Source organism: Lutibacter sp., assembly GCF_016342705.1.
Lineage (GTDB): Bacteria > Bacteroidota > Bacteroidia > Flavobacteriales > Flavobacteriaceae > Lutibacter.
Genome location: NZ_JAEINV010000001.1, coordinates 215,557 through 240,867 on the forward strand (window position 1 = coordinate 215,557; position 25,311 = coordinate 240,867).

Sequence of the window (25,311 nt, forward strand, 5' to 3'; positions counted from 1 at the left end):
TTTTGAATAAAAACAAACTTTTAAATATAAAATAAATACAAATGAAAATTAAAAATATTTTATTAATTGCAATTATGCTTCTGATAGCAAATTATTCAAAAGCACAACAAATAACAGTTTATACTATTGGTGATTCTACAATGGCAAATAAACCAAACCCAGAACAGAATCCGGAACGAGGTTGGGGTCAAATGTTACAACCCTTTTTTACAGAGAATGTTATTGTAGATAATAGAGCTGTAAACGGGAGAAGTACACGTAGTTTTAGAAATTTAAAGCATTGGGAACCTGTTTATAATAGCCTAAAACCTGGAGATTATGTTTTTATTCAATTTGGACATAATGATGGTAAATTAACCGATTCAACAAGATATACAAATCCTCATTCATCCTATCGCCATAATTTAATTAGATATGTGCAGGAAACTAGAGGAAAAGGAGCGATTCCGGTATTGTTTTCATCCATTGCTAGAAGAAAGTTTAATAATGAAGGTGTGCTATTAGATTCTCATGGAGCTTATACTTTGGAAACAAGATTGGTTGCTCAAGATTTAAATGTAACTTTTATTGATTTACAGTATTATACAGAATTATTAGAGGAATCATACGGCCCAGAAAAGTCAAAAAATTTACACTTACATTTTATGCCGGGTGAAAATGATTATCTGCCAAAAGGATTGGATGACAATACTCATTTATCAGTTTTAGGCGCAACTGAAATAGCTACTATTGCTGTTGAGGAATTGAAAAAAACAGCTCTTCTGCTTGTAAAATATATAAAAGAATAGGGAGTGCTTATTATCTTTTAATTTTCAAATTGGTTTGATTTAAACTTTTTTAGAAGTTCATTATTGAATATATAATTTATATACTTCGGAGCCTGCACATAAAAAGGCTCCGGTACCGTATACTTCAGTTTTATCGGCCCATGCATTGCCTGGAGCAGCTCCAATTGGTTGAACATAGCCTAGCATTCCATCTTCAGTAACATGGCTAACCATTGCATTCCATCCTTTTTTTACAGATGTGCCATACATTTTTTTGTTTAAAATCCCATTATTTATGCCCCAAGCTAAGCCATAAATATAAAATGAAGATCCACTTGTTTCTGGAGTTGGGTAGAAATCTTGACCTAATAAACTCATAGACCAATGGCCTTCTGGTGTTTGAATTTTAATTAATTTATCTGCCATTTTTTTATAAATCTCTAGAAAGTATTGGTATTCTTCACTGTTAGGGTTTAACTCATTCATAATATTTACAAGTCCAGCAAATACCCATCCATTTCCACGAGACCAGAATATTTTGGTTCCGTGATCTAGTTTGCCCATATAACTTTCATCTCTATAATAAAGGTTTTCATTTTCATCAAATAAAAAATTCGTTGTAGCTTTAAATTCAGCCATCAAAAAGTTGAGATATTTTTCTTCACCCGTTAAATTGTAAAGTTTTGCCCAAACTGGAGGCGACATAAATAAAGCATCGCACCAATTCCATCTGTCTTGGTGATATGGAGTATTCCAATGTAGCGAGGTTTTTGCAGGATGAAGTAAAATAAAATCAAACTGATCTTTTGTTGGTTTTAGCATAGCTTCAACGTTATATTTTTTATATAATTCAAGATATAACTGACCAACGGTATGATCATCTGCATGGTATTTTCTAGTATTTAATTTCCACGAATACTTTTCTCCAATTTCAATGAGCCAATTGTAATAAGTGTCATTTTCTGACATTTTAGCCCATTTTTCCATGCCAACATACAATGCGCCATTTGTCCAGTCAAGTGGATGATGATCATAATTATTTTCATTATAACTATCCGAAAAATGTTCAATTTGCCAGTTCGCAACTTTTTCCATGAGTTGTTTTACCTCTTCAGCTTTAATTTCCTGAGCTTTTGAAGTAGTGGACCAAAAAAGTATTAAAAATAAGAAGCTAATGTTTAATGTAATAAATACACACTTTAAAATTATTTTTACTTTCATTTTTTCGTGAATTTTAATATTGAAACAATAATTTTCTCTTACTTTTTATTGTTAGCTATTCAAAATTAAAAATAAATATAGGATAATACATAGTATATTTCAATTTGTTACGTTTATGTATAGTAAAATGGTTTAAATGTTAGTTTGAATACAAGATTTTCCATGTGATTTTATGAAGATTAAATGTTTTTCAGAAAGTTTAGTTAAATTAATTTTAACCTTTTGAAATATTAATTGTGATGCTTAAATTGCATCCCTAAACCCCAAAGATTAATTTGAAAATATATTTTAAATACTTAGCCTCAGCCCTTGCAATTACTTTGTTCGTTTTTATACTCAGCACTAGATCTGAAGCATCTGAAAACGGAACAAATTCTTCAGCTTCTATTGCGCCAAAAGTTGAGTCAATTGTCATTGAAAACTACTCAGCAGAAGAAACAAAATTAGTAAGTCTTAAATTAGACGCATTATTACAAAGCATTAATAAAAGAAATGATTTTCATGGGTCTGTATTGGTTGCTAAAAACGGTAAGGTTTTATATAAAAAAAACGTTGGTTATGCCGATTTTAATAAAAAGGAGCCTTTAAACGATGAGTTTACTTTCCAATTGGCATCTGTAAGTAAACAATTTACCGCAGCAGCCATTATGTTGTTAAATGAGCGAAATCAAGTGCAATTAAATGATTTGGTAAGTAATTATTTCCCAGATTTTCCATATGAAAATGTTACCATTAAAAACTTGTTAAATCATACAGCTGGACTGCCAAAGTATTTTTGGGTTACGGATAATAAATGGAAGCAAGAAAAGGCACCAACAAACAGTGAAATGATGCAATTGCTTGATTCTGTAAATGTTCAGCGTTTTTTTACACCAGGTCAAAAATTTGATTATTCAAATACAGGATATTTTGTATTAGCATCCATTGTTGAAAAAGTTTCAGGGTTGAGTTTTAGTGATTTTATGAAGAAAAATGTTTTTGATCCTCTTGAAATGAAAGATTCGTTTGTGTATAGTTTTGAAATTGACAGTACAAGAGCAAATCAATTAGATGGATATAGATTAGTTAAAGGGTGGAGACATTCCAGAATTAATAAATCTTTAAATGATGCAATTGTAGGAGATAAAAATGTATATTCTACCTGTGAAGATTTATTAAAATGGACACTTAGCTTAAATAGTGGAAAATTACTTAGTGAAGCATCTTTAAAATTAATGTACGCTAAAGGAGAAACAAAGAATGGAAGAGAAATCCCTTATGGATTTGGCTTTAGAATTGATGAAAAAGATGAAAAAGCAATTTATCATCATGGGAATTGGAATGGTTTTAGCACTTCTCTAACAAGATATCCGGAAGATGATTTGGTAATTATTATTTTAGAACATACTAGTTATAAGGGTTTAACTGCACTCAATAATTCAATAAAGAAAATTGTTACTGAAAATTTTAAAGGATAATAGTTTATTTTTGAAGTAAAAATATATTTTCATGAAATATTTAATTCCTTTTGCATTAATTTGTCTATTATTTACGCAATCTTTATGGAGTCAGCGTGCTAAAATAATGACTTACAATATAAGGTTAGATACTCCGAGTGATGGTGAAAACTCATGGGATTTTCGAAAAAACGCATTGATAAAACAAATAACTTTAAATAAGGTTGATGTTTTTGGTGTTCAAGAAGCTTTACCTAACCAAGTTGCTTTTGTTGATAGTGTTTTAATAAACTATAATTATGTAGGAGTTGGTAGAGATGATGGCAAAAATAAAGGAGAGTATTCTGCAATTTTTTTTAATAAAATTAAATATAATTTATTAACTCAAAATACTTTTTGGTTATCGGAATCATCTGAAATACCATCAAAAGGATGGGACGCTGCTTATTTTAGAGTTTGCACATATGCACTGTTAAGTGATAAAAAAACAAATAGAAAATTTTGGGTTTTTAATACCCATTTTGATCATATTGGGGACGTAGCAAGGGAACAATCTTCAAAATTAATTCTTCAAAAAATAAAGGAATTAAATACAGATAAATTACCGGTAATTTTAATGGGTGATTTTAATTTAACTGAAGAAACTGATGTTATAAAATATATAGATTCTTATTTAAAAGATTCTAAAATAATTTCAAAAAGTAAAGTGATAGATACTTTAGGGACTTTTAATGGTTTTGATATTTCTAAAAATAGTACCGACAGAATAGATTTTATTTTTGTGAGTGAAAACGCTATAAAAGTTAAAAAATATAAAGTTTTAAGGGAAACATATAACAATAAATATCCTTCTGATCATTTTCCTGTATTGGTTCATTTAATGTTTAAAAAAATGTAATAAAAAGCTTGTTTTAGTTATTAAAACACTGCGCTTCCAATAATATTATTTTTTGATTTCATTTTAAAATAGTTTACTTTGGGAGGTAAATTTACAAACCTCAATAAATGTCTGAAATAAAGCAAAGAACACTTTTAATTCCTGTACTAGTACTGTTATTCAGTTTGGGTTTGTCAATTATTGTAACTTATTATGTTAAAAGAGATACAAATAAAATTGCAGCACAACAATTAGAAATTGTAGCTACTGAAATAAAAGAAAAAATTCAAAGTAGATTAAATGCTTATATTCAATTTTCTCAAAGTAGTTCCTCTTTTTTTATGGCTTCAGATACCATTACAAGAGAAGATTGGAAGTTTTTTGTTGAAAAAAGCAATGTTAGTAGTTATTTAAAGGGTTTTCAAGGTGTGGCTTATGTTGCAAGCGTGCCAAAAAATCAACTTCAAAAACATATAAATCGTTTTAAAAATGAATTTTCAAATGAGTATACTCTTTTTCCCAAATTGGAAATGGAAGAATTTACACCAATTATATTTATAGAACCTTTAATAGATAGAAATGTAAAAGCTATTGGTTTTAATATTAGTTCTAATGTTAATATGAGAAAAGCATTAGAAGAATCAAGAGATTTAAATACGGCAATTTTAACAAACAAAGTAAATTTAATACAGGAAGGAGATAATAATGGTCAGCCAAGTATTGTCATTTATTCTCCAGTCTATAAAAAAGGAAAGCCTTTAAATAATGTAAATGAAAGGAGAAAGGCTATTGATAGTTGGGCTGCATTATCATTTAGAATAAACGACTTTATGGAGGGCGTTGTTGCTCCCTATAATTTAGACAACAAAAACCAAATTCATTTAAATATTTTTGATGGAGATACTTTAAATTTAAATTCACTTCTGTATAATTCTGAAATAAATTTAAATAAAAGCAACACAAATAATTTTAACAATTTATTACTGCCAATTAAATTGAAGGACAAGATTTGGACCTTGCAATTTACCCAGCCAAAAGAAGGGTTTTTTAACGGTTTTAGTATTATTGTTCTAATAATTGCGTTTGTAATTAGCTTATTATTAAGTTTTTTAGTGTTTTCATTATCTAATACAGCCAATTTAGCAAAGAGAATTGCAAACAACCTTACTTCAGATTTAAGTAAAAAAAATGAAGAGCTTTTTTTAGCCAAAGAAGTAGCTGAGGAAAGTGAAAACCAATTAAAACTAATTTCAAATAATTTGGTGAATGGAATGATTTATCAAGTAATTACTTTAGATGAAAATAGAAGGGAGTTTACATATGTAAGTGATGCTGTAAAAGATTTATATGGTTGCACAGTTCAAGAGGCAAAAGAAAATCCAGAGTTGGTTTATGGAAGAATTCATAAAGATGATATTGAAGATTTAATTTTAAAAGAACAAGCAGCATTAAAAGAAATGTCCGTTTTTAGAACAGAAGCAAGAGTTGTAAATCTAGATGGTTCAATTAGATGGTCTTATTATATATCTAAACCTAGAATTTTAAAAGGAGCTATTTGTTGGGATGGAATTGAAATTGACATAACAGAACAAAAAAAGGTTGAAAATGAATTAATTATTGCGAAAGGAAATGCGGAAGAGAGTAACCGTTTAAAAACGGAGTTTTTGAACAATATGTCTCATGAAATTAGAACACCAATGAATGGAATTTTAGGTTTTACCGATTTTCTTTTAAATCCGGATTTAAGTGAGGAGAAAAGAAAGAATTACGTTCAAATTGTTCAAAGTAGTGGTAAACAATTACTTCATATTATTGATGATATCATTGAAATATCTAGACTGGGAACAAAACAAGTTAGTGTCCTAGAAAGCGAAGTTTGTTTAAATGATTTATTACTAGAATTATTCTCTGTTTTTGATATAAGGGCAAAAGAAAATAAAATCCCATTATATATTAAAAATGTAAATCGTCAGCAAAAAGTGGACTGATTTTAACAAATTAATAGAGAGTGTTTTCAAAATCTTTAATTTTGATATATTATGAAAACACAGAAGAAACAAACCACTGAAAACTTCATTAAAGAGATTCGTAGAAAAACGAAAAGAATCTTTAGTTCCGAACAAAAGATACAGATTGTAATGGAAGCCTTGCGAGCAGAAATGTCTGTTGCAGAATTATGTAGAAAATATGGTATTCACGAGTCTTCCTTTTATAAATGGAACAAAGAGTTTTTAGAAGCAGGGAAAAAGCGTCTTGCAGGTGATACCGTAAGAGAAGCTACCAGCGATGAAGTATCAGAACTTAGAAAAGAAAATCAGCGTTTAAAAGAGATTGTGGCTGATTTAGTATTGCGTTATGACATTGTAAAAAAAAGCTTATCCGAGTTGGACTAACTGTAAAATACAAGAAATATATGCGTTTTACAGTATCCGAAAAACAAGAAATTATTCATATGGTGGTTCGCTCCGAAATTGGAGTGAATAGAACACTCAGGGAAATTGGACTCAATAAAAGCACGTTCTATAATTGGTATAATGCCTATACGGAAAAGGGTGTAGAAGGATTGCTTCCAAATAAAAGATGTGTCAATCGGCAATGGAATAGCATTCCACAGCAGCAAAAGAACTTAGTGGTGAAATTAGCATTGGATTATCCTCAATTATCTTCTAGGGAATTAGCCTATAAAATCACAGATGAACAACAGGTATTTATGTCTGAATCCAGCGTTTATAGAATTTTAAAATCTAGAGGTCTTATTACAGCCCCTGCGCATATTTTCCTCAGTGCTGCTGATGAATTTACAAGTAAAACAGGATTTGTTCATCAAATGTGGCAAACCGACTTTACCTACTTTAAAATCCTGGGATGGGGTTGGTATTACCTAAGTACTGTATTAGATGATTACAGTAGATATATTGTCCATTGGGAGCTTTGTTCAAATATGAAGGTTGATGACGTTAAAAGAACTGTAAATACGGCTATTGTAAAAGCAAAACTGATAACCAAACAACCTCCGAGATTATTATCAGATAATGGCTCTTGTTACATTGCAACAGAACTGAAAACTTATTTAAAAGACCAGCACCAGATGGAACAAGTACACGGAAGACCTAATCATCCACAAACACAAGGCAAAATTGAACGTTATCACAGAACAATGAAAAATGTAGTGAAACTTGATAATTATTATACTCCCGAGGAATTGGAAAATGCTTTAGAAAAATTTGTGCACACTTATAACAACGAAAGATACCACGAATCTTTACAAAATTTAACTCCTGCTGATGTATATTACGGTAGAGGAGAACAAATTCTTAAAGAAAGACAAAAATTAAAAAAACAAGCTATGAACCAACGTAGAAATGAGTACTTAAAATTTAAAAAATTAACAAATCAAAAAAAACAATTAACTTTGAATTAATCAATTAAATACTCTCTATTAAAAAGTCTAAATTAGTTTGAAGACATACAAATTTAAAAAACTAATTGATGAGTATTTATTTAATGTTTCAAAGGAGCAGTAAAAAAACTCTATTAAAAACCTGTTCAATTATATTTCCTATTAAAAGTGTAATTTTGTAGCGCTTCAAAAAAATGATTTCCATGAAATTAAAACTAACTGTAGTATTTAAGTTAATATGTATCGTATTTTCAGTAAGTGTTTTTTCTCAAGAATTGCCACCAATTAAAAACTATGCGCCAACAAGTTATGGAGCTGAAAATCAAAACTGGTCTATTTCTCAATCCGAAGAAAGGAATATTTATGTAGCAAATAATAGCGGATTGTTAGAGTTTAATGGTGCAACATGGAAATTATATCCTTCACCCAATAATACTATAATACGCTCTGTAAATGTTCAAAACAACAAAATATATACAGGAAGTTATATGGAGTTTGGGTTTTGGAAAAAAAATGAATTTGGCAGTTTATATTATACATCTTTAAGTGCTAAATTAAAAGAATCTTTAATTGAAGAAGATTTCTGGAATATTATAACTTTTGATAGCTGGGTGCTTTTTCAGTCGTTACATAGAATTTATATTTACAATACATTAGATGAGTCGGTAAAAATAATTAATTCAGAAACACAACTTCCAAAAGCCTTTAAAGTAGATAACGCAATTTACTTTCAAAAAATGGAAGTTGGTATTTTTAAAATTGAAAATGGAATGCCAGTATTGGTTTCGGATAATGAAATGCTGAAAACTAATATATTGGTAAATATTTTTAAATCAGACAATAGAATACTCTATCAAACACAAAAGGATGGTTTTTATTATTTAGAGGAAGGTGTTCTAAAAAAATGGGAAATTTCTTCAAATGCAATAATTTCAAAAATTAGTATTTATAGCAGCTTACAATTAGCCGATGGAAGTTTTATATTGGGAACAATATCTAACGGAATGTTTCATATTAATAAAAACGGAGATTTATTAATTCACATAAATCAAGAGAAAGGCTTAAATAACAATACCGTATTATCGTTATTTGAAGATAAAGAGCATAATCTTTGGCTAGGTTTAGATAACGGCTTAAGTGTGGTAAACTTTAATTCTCCTTTCAGAGTTTATAATGATTTTAGCGGGAAATTGGGTTCTGTTTATACTTCTGCAATTTTTAACAATAAATTATATTTAGGCACAAACCAAGGGTTGTTTTATAAAGATTTGGACTCAAACAACGATTTTAATTTTATTGAAGGTACTGATGGTCAAGTTTGGTGTTTAAGGATTTATGATAATACACTTTTTTGTGGTCACAATAAAGGAACTTATATTGTAAATAATGGAGTGGCAAATCTTATAAGTAATGTTATGGGAACCATGGAAATAAAGCCAGTTAAAAACAATAAAAATATATTAATTCAAGGGTATTATAGTGGTTTAAATGTTATTGAAAAAAGAAATGGTACCTGGCAATTTAGAAACAAAATTAAAGGCTTTAATCCAACAAGTCGGTTTTTTGAATTTACAAAGGATGGCAGTATTTTAATGAATCATGAGTATAAAGGCGTTTTTAAAATTGAATTAGATGATAATTATACAAAAGTTGTAAGTAGCGACATTTTAAAAAGTGCACCAAAGGCATTAAAGTCAGCCATTACTAATTATGAGGGGCAATTGTTGTATGGTTCTAATATGGGAATTTTTAGGTATAATACAACCAGTAATAATTTTGATAAAGACCCAATTTTAAGTGATTATTTTTTAAAGGATGATAGCTATGTTTCGGGTAAACTTTTAAATGATAATATTACTAACACGCTTTGGGGTTTCTCAGATAAGAGTTTATTATATTTTACCCCAGGAAAATTAAACAACGTAGCTAAAGTCACCAAAATATCTTTAGAAGCTTCTTCAAGAAAATTTATAGCAGGCTTTGAAAGTGTGCTGCATTTAAATAATGACGCCTATTTGTTTGGTTCTTCCGAAGGATATTTAATTTTAGATCTTAAAAAAATAAAACAAGATGACTTTACAGTTAGCATAAACGCCATTGAAAAAGGAACTATTAATATTAATTCCATTCCGGTTTCATTAAAGAATAACAATGTTACCTTTAAAAATAAGGAAAATAATGTTTCTTTTAAATTTAGCGCTCCGGGATATAATAAATATGCAGAAGTAAACTATCAGTACCAATTAAAAGGTATGTATAATAAATGGACCAATTGGTCTAAAGAATCTGAAGTAGCTTTTAAAAACTTACCTTATGGTAAATATACGTTTAATGTGAAAGCAAGAGTGGGAAGTAAAATTTCTAAAAACATAGCAGCTTTCTCGTTTACTATAGAAAAACCGTGGTTTTTATCTAACGAAATTATTATTGTTTACGTAATTTTATTTATCATTTTATCATTGGTAATCCACATGCTGTACAAAAGACATTATTCCAAGCAAAAGAAAACATTGATGGATAAAAAGCAGCAGGAGTTTTCAATGACTCAATTAGAAAATGAAAAAGAAATTATGAATTTGAGAAACGAAAAGTTGCAAAATGAAATTGATAGTAAAACTAGAGAGTTATCGGCTTCAACAATGAGTATTATAAAAAAGAATGAACTTTTGAATACTATTAAAAATGAACTTGGAGTTGTAAAAGATGACAGTAAAATTAAACCTGTAATAAAAATTATTAATAAAAACTTATCTAATACAAGTGACTGGGAGATGTTTCAAGAAGCATTTAACAATGCAGATAGTGATTTTTTAAAGAAGGTAAAAGCAGCGCATCCAAATTTAACTCCAAATGATTTAAGATTGTGTGCGTATTTGCGTTTAAATCTATCATCTAAAGAAATAGCTCCACTATTAAATATTTCAGCTCGTAGCGTAGAAATAAAAAGATATAGGCTTAGAAAGAAAATGGAATTGCAGCATGAAAAAAGCCTCGTGGAGTATATTTTAGAATTATAATTTTAAAAATTTGTATAACTGCAGTGAAATATCAATTTTTAATGTATTTATATTAAAAAATAGAAAGAAGTATGCAGCCTGAAAGAACTAAGAGTTATCTAAATCGATTAAATACTCAACTAAATTTTGCTCTCTTTTCAGGTTTAATTTTTTTCTTAGTCTATATCTGGCAAGTTCTACTCCACGAGATGTAATATTAAGCATTTTAGAGATTTCTTTAGAACTCATATTCATTCTTAAAAATGCTGCTAATTTAATTTCTCTAGGAGAAAGTTTTATATTGCTATCAGAAAGTTTTTTTAAATAATTACTGTGTACTTGATCAAAATGATATGCAAATTGATCCCATGAATCGTTGTTTGAAAGCTCTTTATCAATAGTTTTTATTATTTTCTTCAATGCTTTTTTTGAATCAGTTTGATCTAGAGATGAAACAATTTTATTTTGAACATCCTGAATAAAATCATTGTTTTTAACCAAATGCATAGTGATTGTTGTTAGTTGATCATTTTTAAGATTAATTTCTGATTTAAGCTTTTCATTTTCTAATTTATTTATTTCTTTATCTTTTATTTTTATTTCTTCATCTTTATTCTTGTAAATAATAGATTTTTCTTTTCTATATTTTTTTTGCTGAATAAAGGGTATTAATGTTAAAGAAATAAGGACCAAAATCAAATAACACATTTTAGCCAAATTTGTGAAGTACCAAGGGGTTAAAACTTCAAAAGAAAAGGTAGATACATTACTTTCTATTTCGTAAATATTCTTAGCTTTTATTTCTAAAGTATATTCTCCGAAAGGTAGGTGTGTAAATTCTTTTTCACCTAAGCTAGACCATTTAGACCATTGTTCATCTAGCGGTAAAAGTCTGTAACAGTATTTTAAATCTTCAAATCCATCGAAATATGGTGAGGCATAATGAAATTTGATAGAATGTGTTTCGGTAATTTCAATTTGATCTATATAAGAAGGATTATAGGTGTTAATGGAATCAGTTGAAGATTGTGTTTCAACTTTTCTAAGCAATACACGAAAGTTTTTATTTACAAATGTTTTTTTATTAGGAGTATAATCAATAAAGCCTTCTTTAGCACCAATAAGTACATTGTTTTTATCAAGTATTGAAATATTTGCTAAATCATCACTTATAAATTTATTGATATGTTTAAAAATAGTGGTCTTATTTTCAAAAGAGCCAAATCCTTTTTGAACTAAATTTCCAAATTTTTTGTTCTGAATATAGTAAACAGAATTAGTCCCATTAGAAGCCATAGTGCTTACATATTCGGTTCCAAGCCATTTGTTAAAATATAAATTAGGACTGAAAGTATGAGAGTTTGAATTAAAATCATAAATACCTTTTTCTGTTGTAAAAACTAAGTTGTTATTCAAAGAATAAACATCTATCATCATATTTGAAGGTAGTCCATCATTCTTTCCGTATTTCTGGATGTTTTTTTGAATAGTTAAATTTGAATCAAATTCAATTCTAAAAGCTCCTTTGGAAACATGTGTCATCCATAATGTTGAGTCATTTTCAAACTCCATAATTCTAGATGATTGCTCTTCTAATTTTTCAACTCTTTGAGCTACTGACCAGTTGTCTTTATTTTTATTAAAAAGCGAAATTCCTCTATAATCTCCACCAATTATAATATTTGGTATTTTGGTATTCATAAATTTCCAACTTCCAATTTCTTGAATTTGAGTTAGGTTTTCACCTTTTAAATCAAATGCACCACGATCGTGATTCAAAATAAGTTTATTCTCAACCTCAGAGAAATTATAAACTTGTCCTTCGCTTCCCGTTATTATTTTAAAAGGGTAGCCATTAGAGTTATAATTCTCTTTTTTTTGAATAAAAACACCGGTGTTAGTACCAAGGTATATTTCGTTACCATAACTTATGGCTGCATATCCAGTACCTTCAATCCCAACTTCTTCATTTATTAATGAAAAAGGTAAATTTATTTTAAGGTAATCAATTCCATTGTTTAGTCCTACCCATAAATTTTGAAATTCATCTTCATATAAAGATTTTACAGTTCTATCTGATAGACCTTCTTTTTTGGTTAAATGATTTTTAAGAGTAAAGTTTGAATTAAAAATGTAAATTCCTTTACTTTGAGTACCAATAACATATTCTCCAGAGGTTAATTTTAGCGCAGTATTAACTGTTCCAAGGGTTACTTTAAGGTCAATAGGTGTATAGCCCTTATCAGTTAACAGTTTCATTTCTCCTTCTCTAGTTAAACAATAATACCCCTTGTTAGTTGGTAAAATTGCAATAATATCAAAATCAATCTCAGAGCCTTTAACTTTAATGAACTCATTATTTATAATCTCATAGAGACCTTTTCCATAGAATTGAGCAAAAATCTTATTATTAACATTAAATGCAAAGCGCATATATCCTGGTAAATTCATGGACTTTATTTTGTTGTCCTCAAAAACAAATAATTCACTTTCTGTATTAAATAATATTTTATTGTTAAGTTCAAGTATTTTCCAAGTTTCAGCAATATCTTGTTTGTTTTTAGGTAAATGTTTTAAGAGCGATGTAAAAACTAAATCGTTTTTTGTTTTAGTGAAATACCCAATTTGTCCCTGACCTCCAACAAAAATTCTGTCTTGGCTATCTACTTTAATAGCTCTTAATCTTGTAGAAAGTGGAACCTCATATTTATTCCATTCTCTTCCGTCAAATTCTAAAAGACCTTCATTATTTGCAATGTATAAAATACCATCACTAGTTTGGTCGAAAGCCCAGTTTTGAATCCCACCTTTGTAATCGTTAGAGTCAAAATGTTCTTTTAAAGGAGTATTTCGTAAAATAGGAGCTTTCACACTTTGTGAATTCACCTGGTGAAATACTAATAATATAAAAGGTATAAAGCGAAATAAGTTTTTCATTATTGATGAAATAATAAATTTGAGTGAATTTAATAATAATATTGAATATAAAGGGTTTACAAGACTATAATTTCGAAGGATGAAAGTTTTTGATGAGTTGATTAAAATTGTAATGAGAGTTTTTAATGTGTTGTATTTTTAAATGTTTTGAGATTTTTTATGTTATTTTGTATAATTATTTGGCTTTGATATTTTATATTGATAAATGTATGTTGCGGATATATTTTATTAATATAGCAAAGCTTATTTTGACTATTACAAATTTTCTGCAAATAAATAATCTTTATACCTTAAAATGAAAAATAAAATATTTCTAATAATCTTAATGTTTGGAACTTTATTTAGTTGGAGTCAAGGATTAAAAACACAAGGCAAAAAAATTGTTGATCAAAACGGCAATGAAGTTATTTTGCGTGGAATGGGTTTAGGTGGATGGATGCTTCAAGAAGGTTATATGATGCAATCTAGTGATGTAGCAGATACTCAGCACGAATTTAAAAATAGACTTATTGCGTTAATGGGGGAGACCAAAACAAATGAGTTTTATGATGCTTGGTTGGCAAATCATGTAACTAAAAAAGATATTGATTCTTTAGCGAAATGGGGTTTTAATAGTGTTAGGCTCCCAATGCATTATAATTTATTTACTTTACCTATAGAAGATGAGCAAGTTGCTGGAGGAAATACTTGGTTAACAAAAGGTTTTACTATGGTTGATAATTTGTTAGATTGGTGTGAGTCCAATAAGATGTATCTTATTTTAGATTTACATGGAGCGCCTGGAGGACAAGGTACAAACGCTGCAATTTCTGATTATGATGATACAAAACCATCTTTATGGCAAAGTCAAGAAAATAAAAATAAAACAGTTGCTTTATGGAGAAAGTTAGCTGATAGGTATAAAGATGAACCTTGGATTGGCGGTTATGATTTAATTAACGAAGTAAATGGAAATCACGTTACGGGTACACAATTAAAGCAATTTTATGTTGAAATTACCAATGCCATTCGAGAGGTAGATACAAAACACATACTTTTTATTGAAGGTCACGATTGGGCAAATAATTTTACGGGTTTAACACCAGCTTGGGATAATAATATGGTGTATAGCTTTCATAAATATTGGAGTTATAATGATCTTGGTTCCATTCAATGGGTTTTAAATTTAAGAGATCAGCAAAATGTTCCTTTATGGATGGGTGAAGCTGGAGAAAATTCTAATGTTTGGTTTACAGATGCTATTAAACTGTTTGAAGATAATAACATTGGTTGGTCTTGGTGGCCATTAAAAAGAGTTGAAACTATTGTTGGTCCTTATTCTATTCCATTTACACCAGCATACAAAAAGATTCTAAGTTATTGGCGAGGTGAAACAACCAAGCCAACAGAAACTGAAGCCTATAATGCAATGATGGAGTTGGCTGCTAACTCCAATAGTTCAAAATGTTATCATCAAAAAGATGTGCCAGATGCTATGATTAGACAGGTAAAAACCAATGAAACTAAACCTTATAAAAAACATAACATTCCTGGAGTAGTTTATTTGTCGGATTTTGATTTAGGTAAAAATGGAATAGCGTATTATGATATTGATGTTGCAAATTATTCTGGTTCATCAGGTGAGTTTCAAGCTTGGAATTCTGGTTGGGTATATAGAAATGACGGTGTGGATATTAGTACAAATGTAGATAATGTTAATAGTAATAAATATCATATTGGATATGTAAGAAAAGGTGAATGGGTTAGTTACACAGTTAATGTTGCAGAAGCTTCGGCTTATAAGGCTAAAGTGCGTTTATCTACCCCAAATAATGGAGGAGTTTTTCATTTATCCATTAATGGTGAAGATATTACTGCAGGGCAAACAGTTGCTAGCACAAATGGTTGGACTAATTTTCAAACAATTGAAATTCCTAATATTGTATTAAAGCAAGGTGCTCAGGTTTTAAAATTACATATTGATAATGCGGTTGAGTACAATATGAGTAGTATTGAGTTTGTAAAGACAGGTACAGTTGAGTCAGTTTCTTGTAAAGCTTTAAATGGCGAAACAGGATCAGATGAAAAATCAGTTGAAATCTCTGTTAGTCAAACAGTATTAGCTAGTTCATTAACAGGTTCTTCAGGACTATTCACGTTATATGTTAATGGTGTTAGTCAACCTATTTCATCTGTTTCACTAAAATCAAATAAAGAGAAAACATTAGTTTTAGCTACAAGCAAAAACTTATTATATACCGATCAAATTTTAGTGAGTTATTCTGGCGATTTGGTGAAATCTGTCGGAGGTAAACAACTTGAAACTTTTTCGAATTTAGTAATAAGAAATACACTAGCAGTAGTAAATATTTTACCATTAAAAATTGAAGCAGAAAATTATAAATCTATGGTTGGGCTTGCGACAGAAACAACTACAGATATTGGAGGAGGAAAAAACATTAGTTATACGGACGCAAATGACTATGCTGATTATATAATTTATTCCGAAGAAGAGCAAAATTATAAGGTAAATTTTAGAGTTGCGGGAGCGTTTAATGCAGGAAGTATTGGTTTGTTTTTGGTGAATGAAAGTTCGGTTGAAACTTCATTACTTACTGTTGCAACTCCAGTAACGGGCGGCTGGCAAACTTGGGCAACTGTCTCTGGCGATTTAATTATTCCAAAAGGGAAGCATACTTTACGATTAAAAATTCTTGCTGGTGGATTTAATTTAAACTGGATGGAATTTATTTTACAAGAAAAAGATAGTGACAAAGATGGTGTTGCTGACACAAAAGATGTATGCCCTAATACAACTAATGGTGCAGCAGTTGATTCAAATGGTTGTTTCACTTTGGCAAAAGATAATTTTGAGATTAATAGTATAGGCGAAACATGTCCTAATATGAATAATGGACAAATAACAATTAAAGGAAAAGCAAATTACAGTTATAAAACCACAATTAATGGCATAAATCATAGCTTTATTGGCAATGCAACCATTAAGTTTAGTAATTTAACTCCTAAAACTTACGATTTTTGTATTTCAGTAGTCGGAGAATCTTTTGAACAATGTTATTCAATTGAAATTGCTGCGGGTAAAACTGTTTCAGGTAAATCAACTGTTGCAAATAAAAAAGCTTCTATTGAAATTTTAGAGGGAACAGCACCGTTTAATGTGGAAGTTAATGGTAAGTTAATGCTTCAAACAATGTCAAATACTTTTGAAATTCCTGTTCAAAATGGAGACTTTATTAATGTAAAAACCAGTGTAGTTTGTGAAGGTGTATTTGCAAAATCCGTTGATTTAGTTGAAGCTGTTGAAGTATATCCAAACCCTTCCAAAGGAATTTTTGAAATTGGGATTCCAATTCAAAAAAATGAAGTATTAATTGAAGTTTTTAATTATAATTCGCAGTTAGTTTTATCTAAAATATACCCGGTTCAATATGGGCAAGTTATTATAGATTTATCAAATAACTCAAACGGAGTTTATTTGGCGAAAATTCATTTAGACACACTGGTTAATATTAAAATTATAAAAAATTAAACTATGAAAAATATATTTTTAGTAGTTGCTATTGTTATTTTAATTATTTCTTGTGGAGGTGGAGATGATTCTCCGCCAACTTCAATTCCAGATGAAAATAAAGCGCCTTCAACACCATCACTATCCAATCCCATTAACAATTCTCTTTGTGTAGATAAAGTTGTTACTTTTGAATGGGGAACTTCAACAGATTTGGATAATGATACAATTAAGTATGAAATTCAAATAGCTAAAGACAACAGTTTTTCACAAATTGTTCAAATAATTAATACTACTTCAACAAGTGCATTGGTTACATTAGAAAATAATAATGCCTACTATTGGAGAGTTAAAGCAATTGACAGTAAAAATTTAGCAGGAAATTTTTCGCCAATATATAAATTTTTCACTTATGGAATTGGTGTAGGAAATTATGCACCTTTTGCACCTGAGCTTAAAAAACCTACATTAAATTCTGTTATTCAATCTTCAACCGTTGAGTTAGAGTGGAATGCTTCAGATGTTGATAGTGCAGATATTTTAACGTATGACGTATTTTTAGATACTACAAATCCACCAATAGTTAAAGTTGGAGATAATTTGAGCGCCAAAACACTTACCAAAGCTGTAAATACTTCATCCACTTATTATTGGAAAGTAGTTGTCAAAGATAATAAAGGAGGCCAAATCATTGGGCAAGTTTGGAATTTCACAACAGATTAAGTTAGTTTTCTTTATTCATAAGTTTAGTACTTTATTATATTGTTGTAATGTAGTTCATAGTTAATTTCTTGAAATTTTCATTTTCATATTAGAAATTTTCAACTTGTTTATGTTGCCCTTAAATTTTAGTTTAAGAGTTAAATAATTGCTAATTTAAAAGAGAATTATAGACTCCATGCATACTTGCATACCAATAGTATTACCATCCCTTTAAACGCATCTACAAATAGTTGATGGAAGATATCAACATTTTTAAATTAGGAGCTACAATCTTATTGAATTTAGGTCTTAAACTTAATCTATATTTTTATACATACTACTTTTCGAATATTTCATTTACGCTGTTGTTTTGTGAAAAAGTGTGAAGGATTTTTTAAAAATAAGAAGAAGCCTATTGAAATATAGGTAGAAAACATATGCTGTACTCTTTGTAAGTAATATAGCTACCACTACATATAAAAAACATACCTCAACATTACCACAACAATTAGTCAACTATAAGGTTTTAGTTAACTAAATAATTAAAAAAAATAACATAAAAAGTTGCGCCTAAATTAGTGGCTTAACCTCAATAAACACTGGAATTTTAATCAAAATTATCTTAAATATATGTTAAATTAACATTTATTAAAATACCAGATGTATGTTTTTTGTATAGGTATCATTTTAAAAAACAGCTCAAATTCAAGGTATCTTTATAAAAACTTAATTAATCATTTATATATGAAATCACTTTTATTATCAATTTTTCTCAGTTTTGTTGGGTTATGTAGTTACTCACAAAACTATGAAGTAAAAGGAAATGTAGTAGATACTTATGGTTCACCACTACCTGGTGTAACTGTAGTTGTTAAAAACACAACTAAGGGTGCTTCTACTGACTTTGATGGAAATTTTACAATTTCTAACATTGAAAAAGGCGAAACATTAGTTTTCTCCTTTATTGGATATGCTACTAAGGAAGTTTTAGTAGTTAACAATAACCCTATGAAGGTAACTTTATCTGAAGACACACAAAGCTTAGATGAAGTTGTTGTAGTTGGTTATGGTACACAAAAGAAAAGCGTTGTTACAGGTGCTATTTCAAGTGTAAAAGCAGAAGACCTAGAAGGTTTACCCGTAGAAAGAGTTGAACAAGCACTTCAAGGTAGAGTTTCAGGGGTAGTAATTGCTGCGGATGCTGGACAACCTGGATCTTCATCTACTGTTAGAGTACGTGGTATTACAACTTTTGGAAATAATAATCCATTATGGGTTATTGATGGAGTTGTAGTAGACTCAGGAGGAATTGGTTACCTAAATCAATCAGACATCCAATCTATTGAAGTACTGAAAGATGCTGCTTCATTAGCTATTTACGGTGCTAGATCTGCTGCTGGGGTAATTTTAATTACAACTAAAAAAGGTAAACAAGGAAAAGTGAATGTAAGTTATAACACTTTTATTGGTGTTTCTCAAGCTTCAAAAAAATTATCATTATTAAATGCTGCTGAATATGGAGCAATAATGAATGAAAAGTCTGTTGCAGATGGTGGGCCAATTATTTTTAATAATATAGCTGCTTTAGGTCAAGGAACAAACTGGCAAGATGTTATTTTTAATGACAGTGCAATGAGAACTTCACACGAAATTAATTTAAATGGAGGTAATGATGTTTCTACATTTTATGCTTCATTTGGTTTAAGTGATCAAGAAGGAATTGTAATGTCAGAAGTTTCTAATTTCAATAAAAAGAACATTCGATTAAATTCAACTCATAAAATTTCTGAATATATTAAAGTTGGTCAAACACTTGGATATGCTCATAAAACTTCAAAAGGAATTGGAACAAATTCTGAATTTGGTGGACCATTAAGTTCTGCAATAAATTTAGATCCAATTACTCCATTAGTTATTACAGATCCTGTAGTTGCTAACGGAGCTCCTTATAGTACTAATCCAGTATTTAGAGATGAAAATGGAAATCCTTATGGAATTTCAAATTGGGTTGGACAGGAAATGACAAACCCTTTAGCAGATATTCAAAGATCTATAGGCAACTATGGCTGGTCAGATGATGTTGTTGGAAATGTATTTGTTGATGTTACACCTATAGAAAATTTAGTTTTTAAATCATCTTTAAGTGGAAAAATGTCTTACTGGGGAGATGAAGGATTTACTCCAGAATATTATTTACAAGCAACAAGTGTAAATTCTCAAAACCGTTTGTCTAGAAGCAGAAGTAAAGGTTTTGGATGGAATTTAGAAAACACGGTATCATATTCAAAAGTATTTGGAGTTCATGACTTCTCTGTTTTATTAGGACAAGGTGTATATGTTGATGGTATTTCTAGTGGGGTTGGTATCACTTATTTTGATTTGCCTGTAACTTCAAGAGATCAAGCTAGTTTTAATTTTCCAGTAACAGATGATCAAAAAGTTGGTTATTCATGGACAGGGACAGAGCATAAAGTAATATCAATATTCTCTAGATTAAACTATAACTATGATGAAAAATATTTATTTACAGGTATTGTTCGTCGTGATGGTTCTTCAAGATTTGGTACTAATAATAAATTTGGTATTTTCCCTTCATTTTCTGCAGGTTGGGTAGCTACAAAAGAAGCTTTCTGGCCAGAAAATAATGTGGTAACTAAATTGAAAATTAGAGGTGGTTATGGTATAACAGGTAATGATGCCATTGGAGATTTTGGATATTTAGCTTTAGTAGGTGGTGGTAGAAATTATACTTTTGGAGATCCAGGTGTAATTTATACAGGTTATAGTCCGAACGCTCCGGATAACCCAGATTTAAAATGGGAAGAGACAGCACAAACAAACATTGGTTTTGAAGCAAGATTATTTGAAAATATTGATGTGAATTTTGATTATTTCATTAAAGAAACAAATGGAATTTTGAGACCTGTTGAAATTCCAGGATATGTTGGAGCTTCAGGAAGTCCATTAGGAAACGTTGCGGATATGAAAAACACTGGTTTAGAATTTGAAGTTGGCTATAGAAAATCTTTTGGAGACTTTAATTTTAAAGCCAATGGAAACGTTTCTTACATTAAGAATGAAGTTACCTACTTAGGAGATGGTAAAGAATTTATTGGTGGAGGAGCAGGATTTCAATCAATGGGTGAAGTTACTAGAATTCAAATAGGAGAATCTATTAACACATTTTATGGTTACCAAACCAATGGAGTTTTCCAAAACATAAATGAAGTAAATTCTTATGTAAATGATGCAGGAACTCCAATTCAACCAAATGCGGTACCAGGAGATTTTAAATGGAAGGATAACAATGGAGATGGAGAAATTTCTGATGAAGATAAAGCATTCTTAGGAACACCATTACCAAAATATACTTTTGGTTTAACATTAAACTTAGATTATAAAGGATTCGATTTTATGGTATTTACTCAAGGAGTTGCCGGGAATAAAATTTTCCAAGGTTTAAGAAGACTTGATGTTGCTAATGCAAACCACCAAACATCTGCATTAGGAAGATGGACTGGAGAAGGATCAACTAATTCATACCCAAGATTAACAAATAACGATCCAAATGGTAACTTTGGGAAGTTCTCAGATTTCTATTTAGAAGATGGTGATTTCTTAAGATTCAAAACTATTCAATTAGGATACTCATTACCAAATAACATAGTTGAAAAAATTGGAGCTTCCAAATTAAGAGTCTATGTAACAGGTGAAAATTTACTAACAATAACTAATTATACAGGATACGATCCTGAAATTGGAGGAAGTGTAATGGGAATTGATAAAGGGTATTACCCACAAGCACAATCATTTATGATGGGGGTTAACGTACAATTTTAATAAAAATGAAAAGAATTATGAAATTAAAAATATATAGGTTACCAATACTAGCAGTAGCATTATTGGCAACAATATTCTCTTGTTCTGAAGACTATTTGGAAGTAGATCCTTCTGGACAGTTTCTTTCAGGAAACTATTATGCAAACCAAACTGAAGCATTTGCGGGGTTAGTTGCAGAATATGATTTTATGAGAAAAAACTCTGGAGGTTTTGAAAACATGGTAACTATGATGAACGCAGGTTCTGACGACCATTATGCAGGTGGAGGTAACTCTACTGATGGAGCAGGAATCCAATCATTTTCAAATTATACTTTAAATGCAATTGAAATGCCTTCATCATTTTGGAGTGATTATTACAAAGGTATTTTTAGAGCAAATATGATGATTTTGAAATTGCCGGATGTGCCAATGGATGAAACGTTAAAAGCTAGATATATGGCAGAATCAAAAGCTTTAAGAGCTTACTACCATTTTAATTTAGTACGTTTATTTAAAAACATACCATTATTTACAGCGCCAGTAGATCCAGCAGAAACTTATAATGTTGTTCAATCAACACCAGAAGAAGTATATGCCCAAATTGAAATTGACTTATTAGATGCAATTTCAGGATTACCAACTACATTAAATTCTGATGAATTAGGTAGATTTACTAAAGGAGCTGCACAAGCGGTTTTAGGAAAGGTTTACTTAGAGCAAGGCAAAAAAGCTGAAGCTGCAGCGCAATTTGCAGCTGTAAATGGTACGCCAGGAGCTACTAGCCCTTATGGATATAAGTTATTAGCTAATTTTAATGACTTATGGCAAATTGATAATAAATTTAATACAGAATCTATTTTAGAAGTTACTCATACAAATTTAAGTTTAGCTGGTTGGGGAAATGCTTATAATGATGATGCAGAAGGAAACATGGTTAGTACAATGGTTGGTCCAAGAGGTTTTGTTGATTTAGATGTAAATGACAATGTTCCTGCTTATTCTTCTGGATGGAGTTTTAATCCTATTATTCCTGAATTATATGATTTACTTAAAAATGATCCTAGATTTGAAGCTACTGTTTTAGATTTAAAAGCATTATCAGAACAAGGTAAAATTCAATATTCTCCAGGGTATCAAGATACTGGTTACTTCTTAAATAAATTTGCTCCAACTGTTGCAGAAGAGCATACAGGTGCAGGAGATATGTGGTTAAACCACCGTCAAAATTCTTATGTGATAAGATTAGCTGATACCTATTTACTAGAAGCAGAAGCTTTAAATGGAACTGGAACAAGAGCTCAAGCATTATTAGATGCAGTAAGAGCAAGAGTTGGGTTGCCATCTATTCCTGTAAGTATGGATAATGTGTTAGCTGAAAGAAGATTAGAATTGGCAGGTGAAGGACACCGTTGGTTCGATTTAAGAAGAAATGGAAAATTACAAGCTAAATTGGCTTCTAGAGGATTTGTTTCTGGGAAACATGAAATTTTCCCAATACCTTATAAGGAATTGGAAAATACCAAATTAGTACAAAATCCAAACTACTAAATAAAAATTAAAATTATGAAAGTATTTAAATATATTTTAAACGCAATCTTATTGATTGCAGTACTTTGGAGCTGTTCAAATGACGAAATGAATAATCTTGATTTTACAAAGTCTGCAGTGGCTCCAACAAATGTTGAAGCGCTGTTTACAATCACTCAAGATAATACAGGTTTAGTCTCAATAGCACCAAGCGCTGAAGGAGCAGTAGCTTATGATATCAATTTTGGAGATACGTCAGCTTCTGCAACTATAAAAGCTGGAAAAAAAGCTTCACATGTATATGCTGAAGGATCGTACACAGTAGGAATTGCAGCAAAAGGAATAACAGGATTAACAACAGAATATGCTAAAGAAATAGTAGTATCATTTCAAGCGCCTGAGTTTGGAACTGATCCAATTATTGCGAATGATGCAGCAAAATCGAAACAAGTAAATGTAACGGTTCCTAATGATACAAAATTTGCTATGTTTTATGATGCATATTTTGTTGAAAATGGAGTTGAAACAGTGCTAACAGCAAATGTTGGTGATAAAGTTTCTTACACTTATGCAAATCCTGGAACTTATACTATTAAAGTAGTATTAAAAGGTGGTGCAATTGCAACAACTGAATATATTGTGACAGATTTTGAAGTAACTGAAATTTTACAACCAATAAAATCTGCACCAGCACAACCTGGAAGAGTAGCAACTGATTATATTTCTATTTTTAGTGATGCTTATACCAATGTTGCAGGGAGTGATTTCAATCCTTACTGGTGGCAAAACACTATTTACACTGCATTTAGTTTAAATGGCGATGCAATGTTACAATACAGTAATTTAAATTACCAAGGTATTCAAATTGGTGCAGCTCAAAACGTTTCTGGAATGGAAACTTTGCATATTGACGTTTGGTCTGCAACTGCAAATACTATTGAATTTTATCCACTTCCAGTTGGAATTGCTGCTGAAAACGAAAAATTCTTTGCATTAACTCTTTTAGCTGATCAATGGAATAGTTTTGATATTCCTTTATCATATTTTTCTGATTTAGGATTGGCATTAGACAATATTCACCAATTTAAATTTGTTGGATCGGGATCTATTTTTGTTGATAATATTTATTTCTACAAAGCGCCATCTGCACCATCAATTTTATCAGGAACATGGAAATTAGCTCCTGAAGCAAATGCTTTTAAAGTTGGGCCTACTTATGGTTCTGGTGATTGGTGGGGAAATAGCGCAGGAGACGTAACTGGAAGAGCTTGTTTATTTGATGATGAATATGTATTTGGGAATGACGGTTCCTTTAAGAATGTTTTAGGCGGATCGACTTGGATAGAAGGATGGCAAGGTGGAACTGATAGTTGTGGAACTCCAGTAGCTCCTCACAATGGTTCAACTGCAGCATCATTTTATTATGATGACGTATTAGGGAAACTTACTATAACAGGAAAAGGTGCATATTTAGGAATTCCTAAACCATACAATGGAGGAGAATTAGCTTCACCTTCAAATGCTCCGGACTCTATCACATATGATGTTGTACTTTCTGATAATGATAATACAATGACCTTAGTTCTTTATTATGGAGCAGGCTATTGGACGTTTAAATTAGTGAGAGATGTATCTCCACTTGTTGGTAACTGGAAATTGGCTCCTGAAGCTTACGCTTTTATGGTTGGAGACTCTTATGGTTCAGGAAACTGGTGGGGAAATAGTGCAGGAGATGTAACAGGAAGAGCTTGTTTATTTGATGATCAATATATTTTCTCTGCAAATGGTTCATTTAAAAATGAATTAGGAGAAAGTACTTGGATTGAAGGATGGCAAGGTGGATCGGATAATTGTGGAACTCCAGTTGCACCTCATAATGGCTCTGCATTGGCTACATATTCGTATGATAAAACAGCTGGAACTGTTACTGTTATTGGAACAGGAGCTTATTTAGGAATTCCGAAGCCATACAATGGTGGAGAATTATCAGATCCAGCAAATGCTCCAGGCTCAATTACCTATGATGTTACTTTTTCTGATGGAGGAAATACAATGACTTTGGTATTATACTATGGAGCGGGGTATTGGACATTTAAGCTTGTTAAGTAAATAAAAAAAT

Annotated in this window: 12 protein-coding genes and 1 pseudogene; 11 read left to right on the forward strand and 2 right to left on the reverse strand. The window is 30.4% G+C overall.

All coding sequences use genetic code 11. The annotated features are described in order from the left end of the window. The first annotated feature begins 41 nt into the window (after positions 1-41). Positions 42-788, forward strand: coding sequence for a rhamnogalacturonan acetylesterase (locus tag JEY78_RS00780; RefSeq protein WP_291846003.1), 747 nt, complete (start codon positions 42-44; stop codon positions 786-788). 60 nt (positions 789-848) lie between these two features. Here JEY78_RS00780 and JEY78_RS00785 read toward each other — a convergent pair whose 3' ends face one another. Next, complete coding sequence (locus JEY78_RS00785) at positions 849-1,988, reverse strand: glycoside hydrolase family 88 protein (protein WP_291846004.1); 1,140 nt, start codon at positions 1,986-1,988, stop codon at positions 849-851. A 275-nt stretch (positions 1,989-2,263) separates the two neighbouring features. On the opposite strand from JEY78_RS00785, the gene JEY78_RS00790 reads away from it, so the two are divergent. From JEY78_RS00790 to JEY78_RS00810, 5 genes and pseudogenes are all read left to right on the forward strand, one after another. After that, positions 2,264-3,445: a serine hydrolase gene (locus JEY78_RS00790; RefSeq protein WP_291846005.1), complete on the forward strand. Its 1,182-nt coding sequence runs from the start codon at positions 2,264-2,266 to the stop codon at positions 3,443-3,445. A gap of 31 nt (positions 3,446-3,476) precedes the next feature. Next, positions 3,477-4,322 carry an endonuclease/exonuclease/phosphatase family protein gene (locus JEY78_RS00795; protein WP_291846006.1) on the forward strand — a complete coding sequence of 282 codons (846 nt, stop codon included), beginning with the start codon at positions 3,477-3,479 and terminating at the stop codon, positions 4,320-4,322. 107 nt (positions 4,323-4,429) lie between these two features. Then, positions 4,430-6,289 carry a CHASE domain-containing protein gene (locus tag JEY78_RS00800; RefSeq protein WP_291846007.1) on the forward strand — a complete coding sequence of 620 codons (1,860 nt, stop codon included), beginning with the start codon at positions 4,430-4,432 and terminating at the stop codon, positions 6,287-6,289. Positions 6,290-6,340: 51 nt separating this feature from the next. Beyond that, positions 6,341-7,722 (forward strand): annotated as a pseudogene (locus JEY78_RS00805) (IS3 family transposase). Between the two features lie 182 nt (positions 7,723-7,904). Next, the gene (locus tag JEY78_RS00810) at positions 7,905-10,718 is read left to right on the forward strand and encodes a triple tyrosine motif-containing protein (RefSeq protein WP_291846008.1); all 2,814 of its coding nucleotides are present in this window, start codon (positions 7,905-7,907) and stop codon (positions 10,716-10,718) included. Positions 10,719-10,805: 87 nt separating this feature from the next. Here the strand turns inward: JEY78_RS00810 and JEY78_RS00815 are convergent, their stop codons facing one another. Continuing rightward, complete coding sequence (locus JEY78_RS00815) at positions 10,806-13,634, reverse strand: triple tyrosine motif-containing protein (protein WP_291846010.1); 2,829 nt, start codon at positions 13,632-13,634, stop codon at positions 10,806-10,808. 295 nt (positions 13,635-13,929) lie between these two features. Here JEY78_RS00815 and JEY78_RS00820 point away from each other — a divergent pair, with 295 nt between their 5' ends. The 5 genes from JEY78_RS00820 (at position 13,930) to JEY78_RS00840 (ending at position 25,301) form a co-directional block, all read left to right on the forward strand. Next, a complete protein-coding gene (locus JEY78_RS00820; protein WP_291846011.1) occupies positions 13,930-17,163 on the forward strand; it encodes a carbohydrate-binding protein in 3,234 nt (1,077 codons plus the stop codon). 3 nt (positions 17,164-17,166) lie between these two features. Continuing rightward, a complete protein-coding gene (locus tag JEY78_RS00825) occupies positions 17,167-17,865 on the forward strand; it encodes a SusE domain-containing protein (protein ID WP_291846012.1) in 699 nt (232 codons plus the stop codon). 723 nt (positions 17,866-18,588) lie between these two features. Beyond that, positions 18,589-21,684, forward strand: a complete 3,096-nt coding sequence (locus JEY78_RS00830) for a TonB-dependent receptor (RefSeq protein ID WP_291846013.1) — start codon at positions 18,589-18,591, stop codon at positions 21,682-21,684. Between the two features lie 17 nt (positions 21,685-21,701). Next, a complete protein-coding gene (locus tag JEY78_RS00835) occupies positions 21,702-23,213 on the forward strand; it encodes a RagB/SusD family nutrient uptake outer membrane protein (RefSeq protein WP_291846014.1) in 1,512 nt (503 codons plus the stop codon). Between the two features lie 15 nt (positions 23,214-23,228). Continuing rightward, on the forward strand, positions 23,229-25,301 hold the full coding sequence (locus JEY78_RS00840; protein ID WP_291846015.1) for a hypothetical protein: 2,073 nt from the start codon (positions 23,229-23,231) through the stop codon (positions 25,299-25,301). Positions 25,302-25,311: the final 10 nt, after the last annotated feature.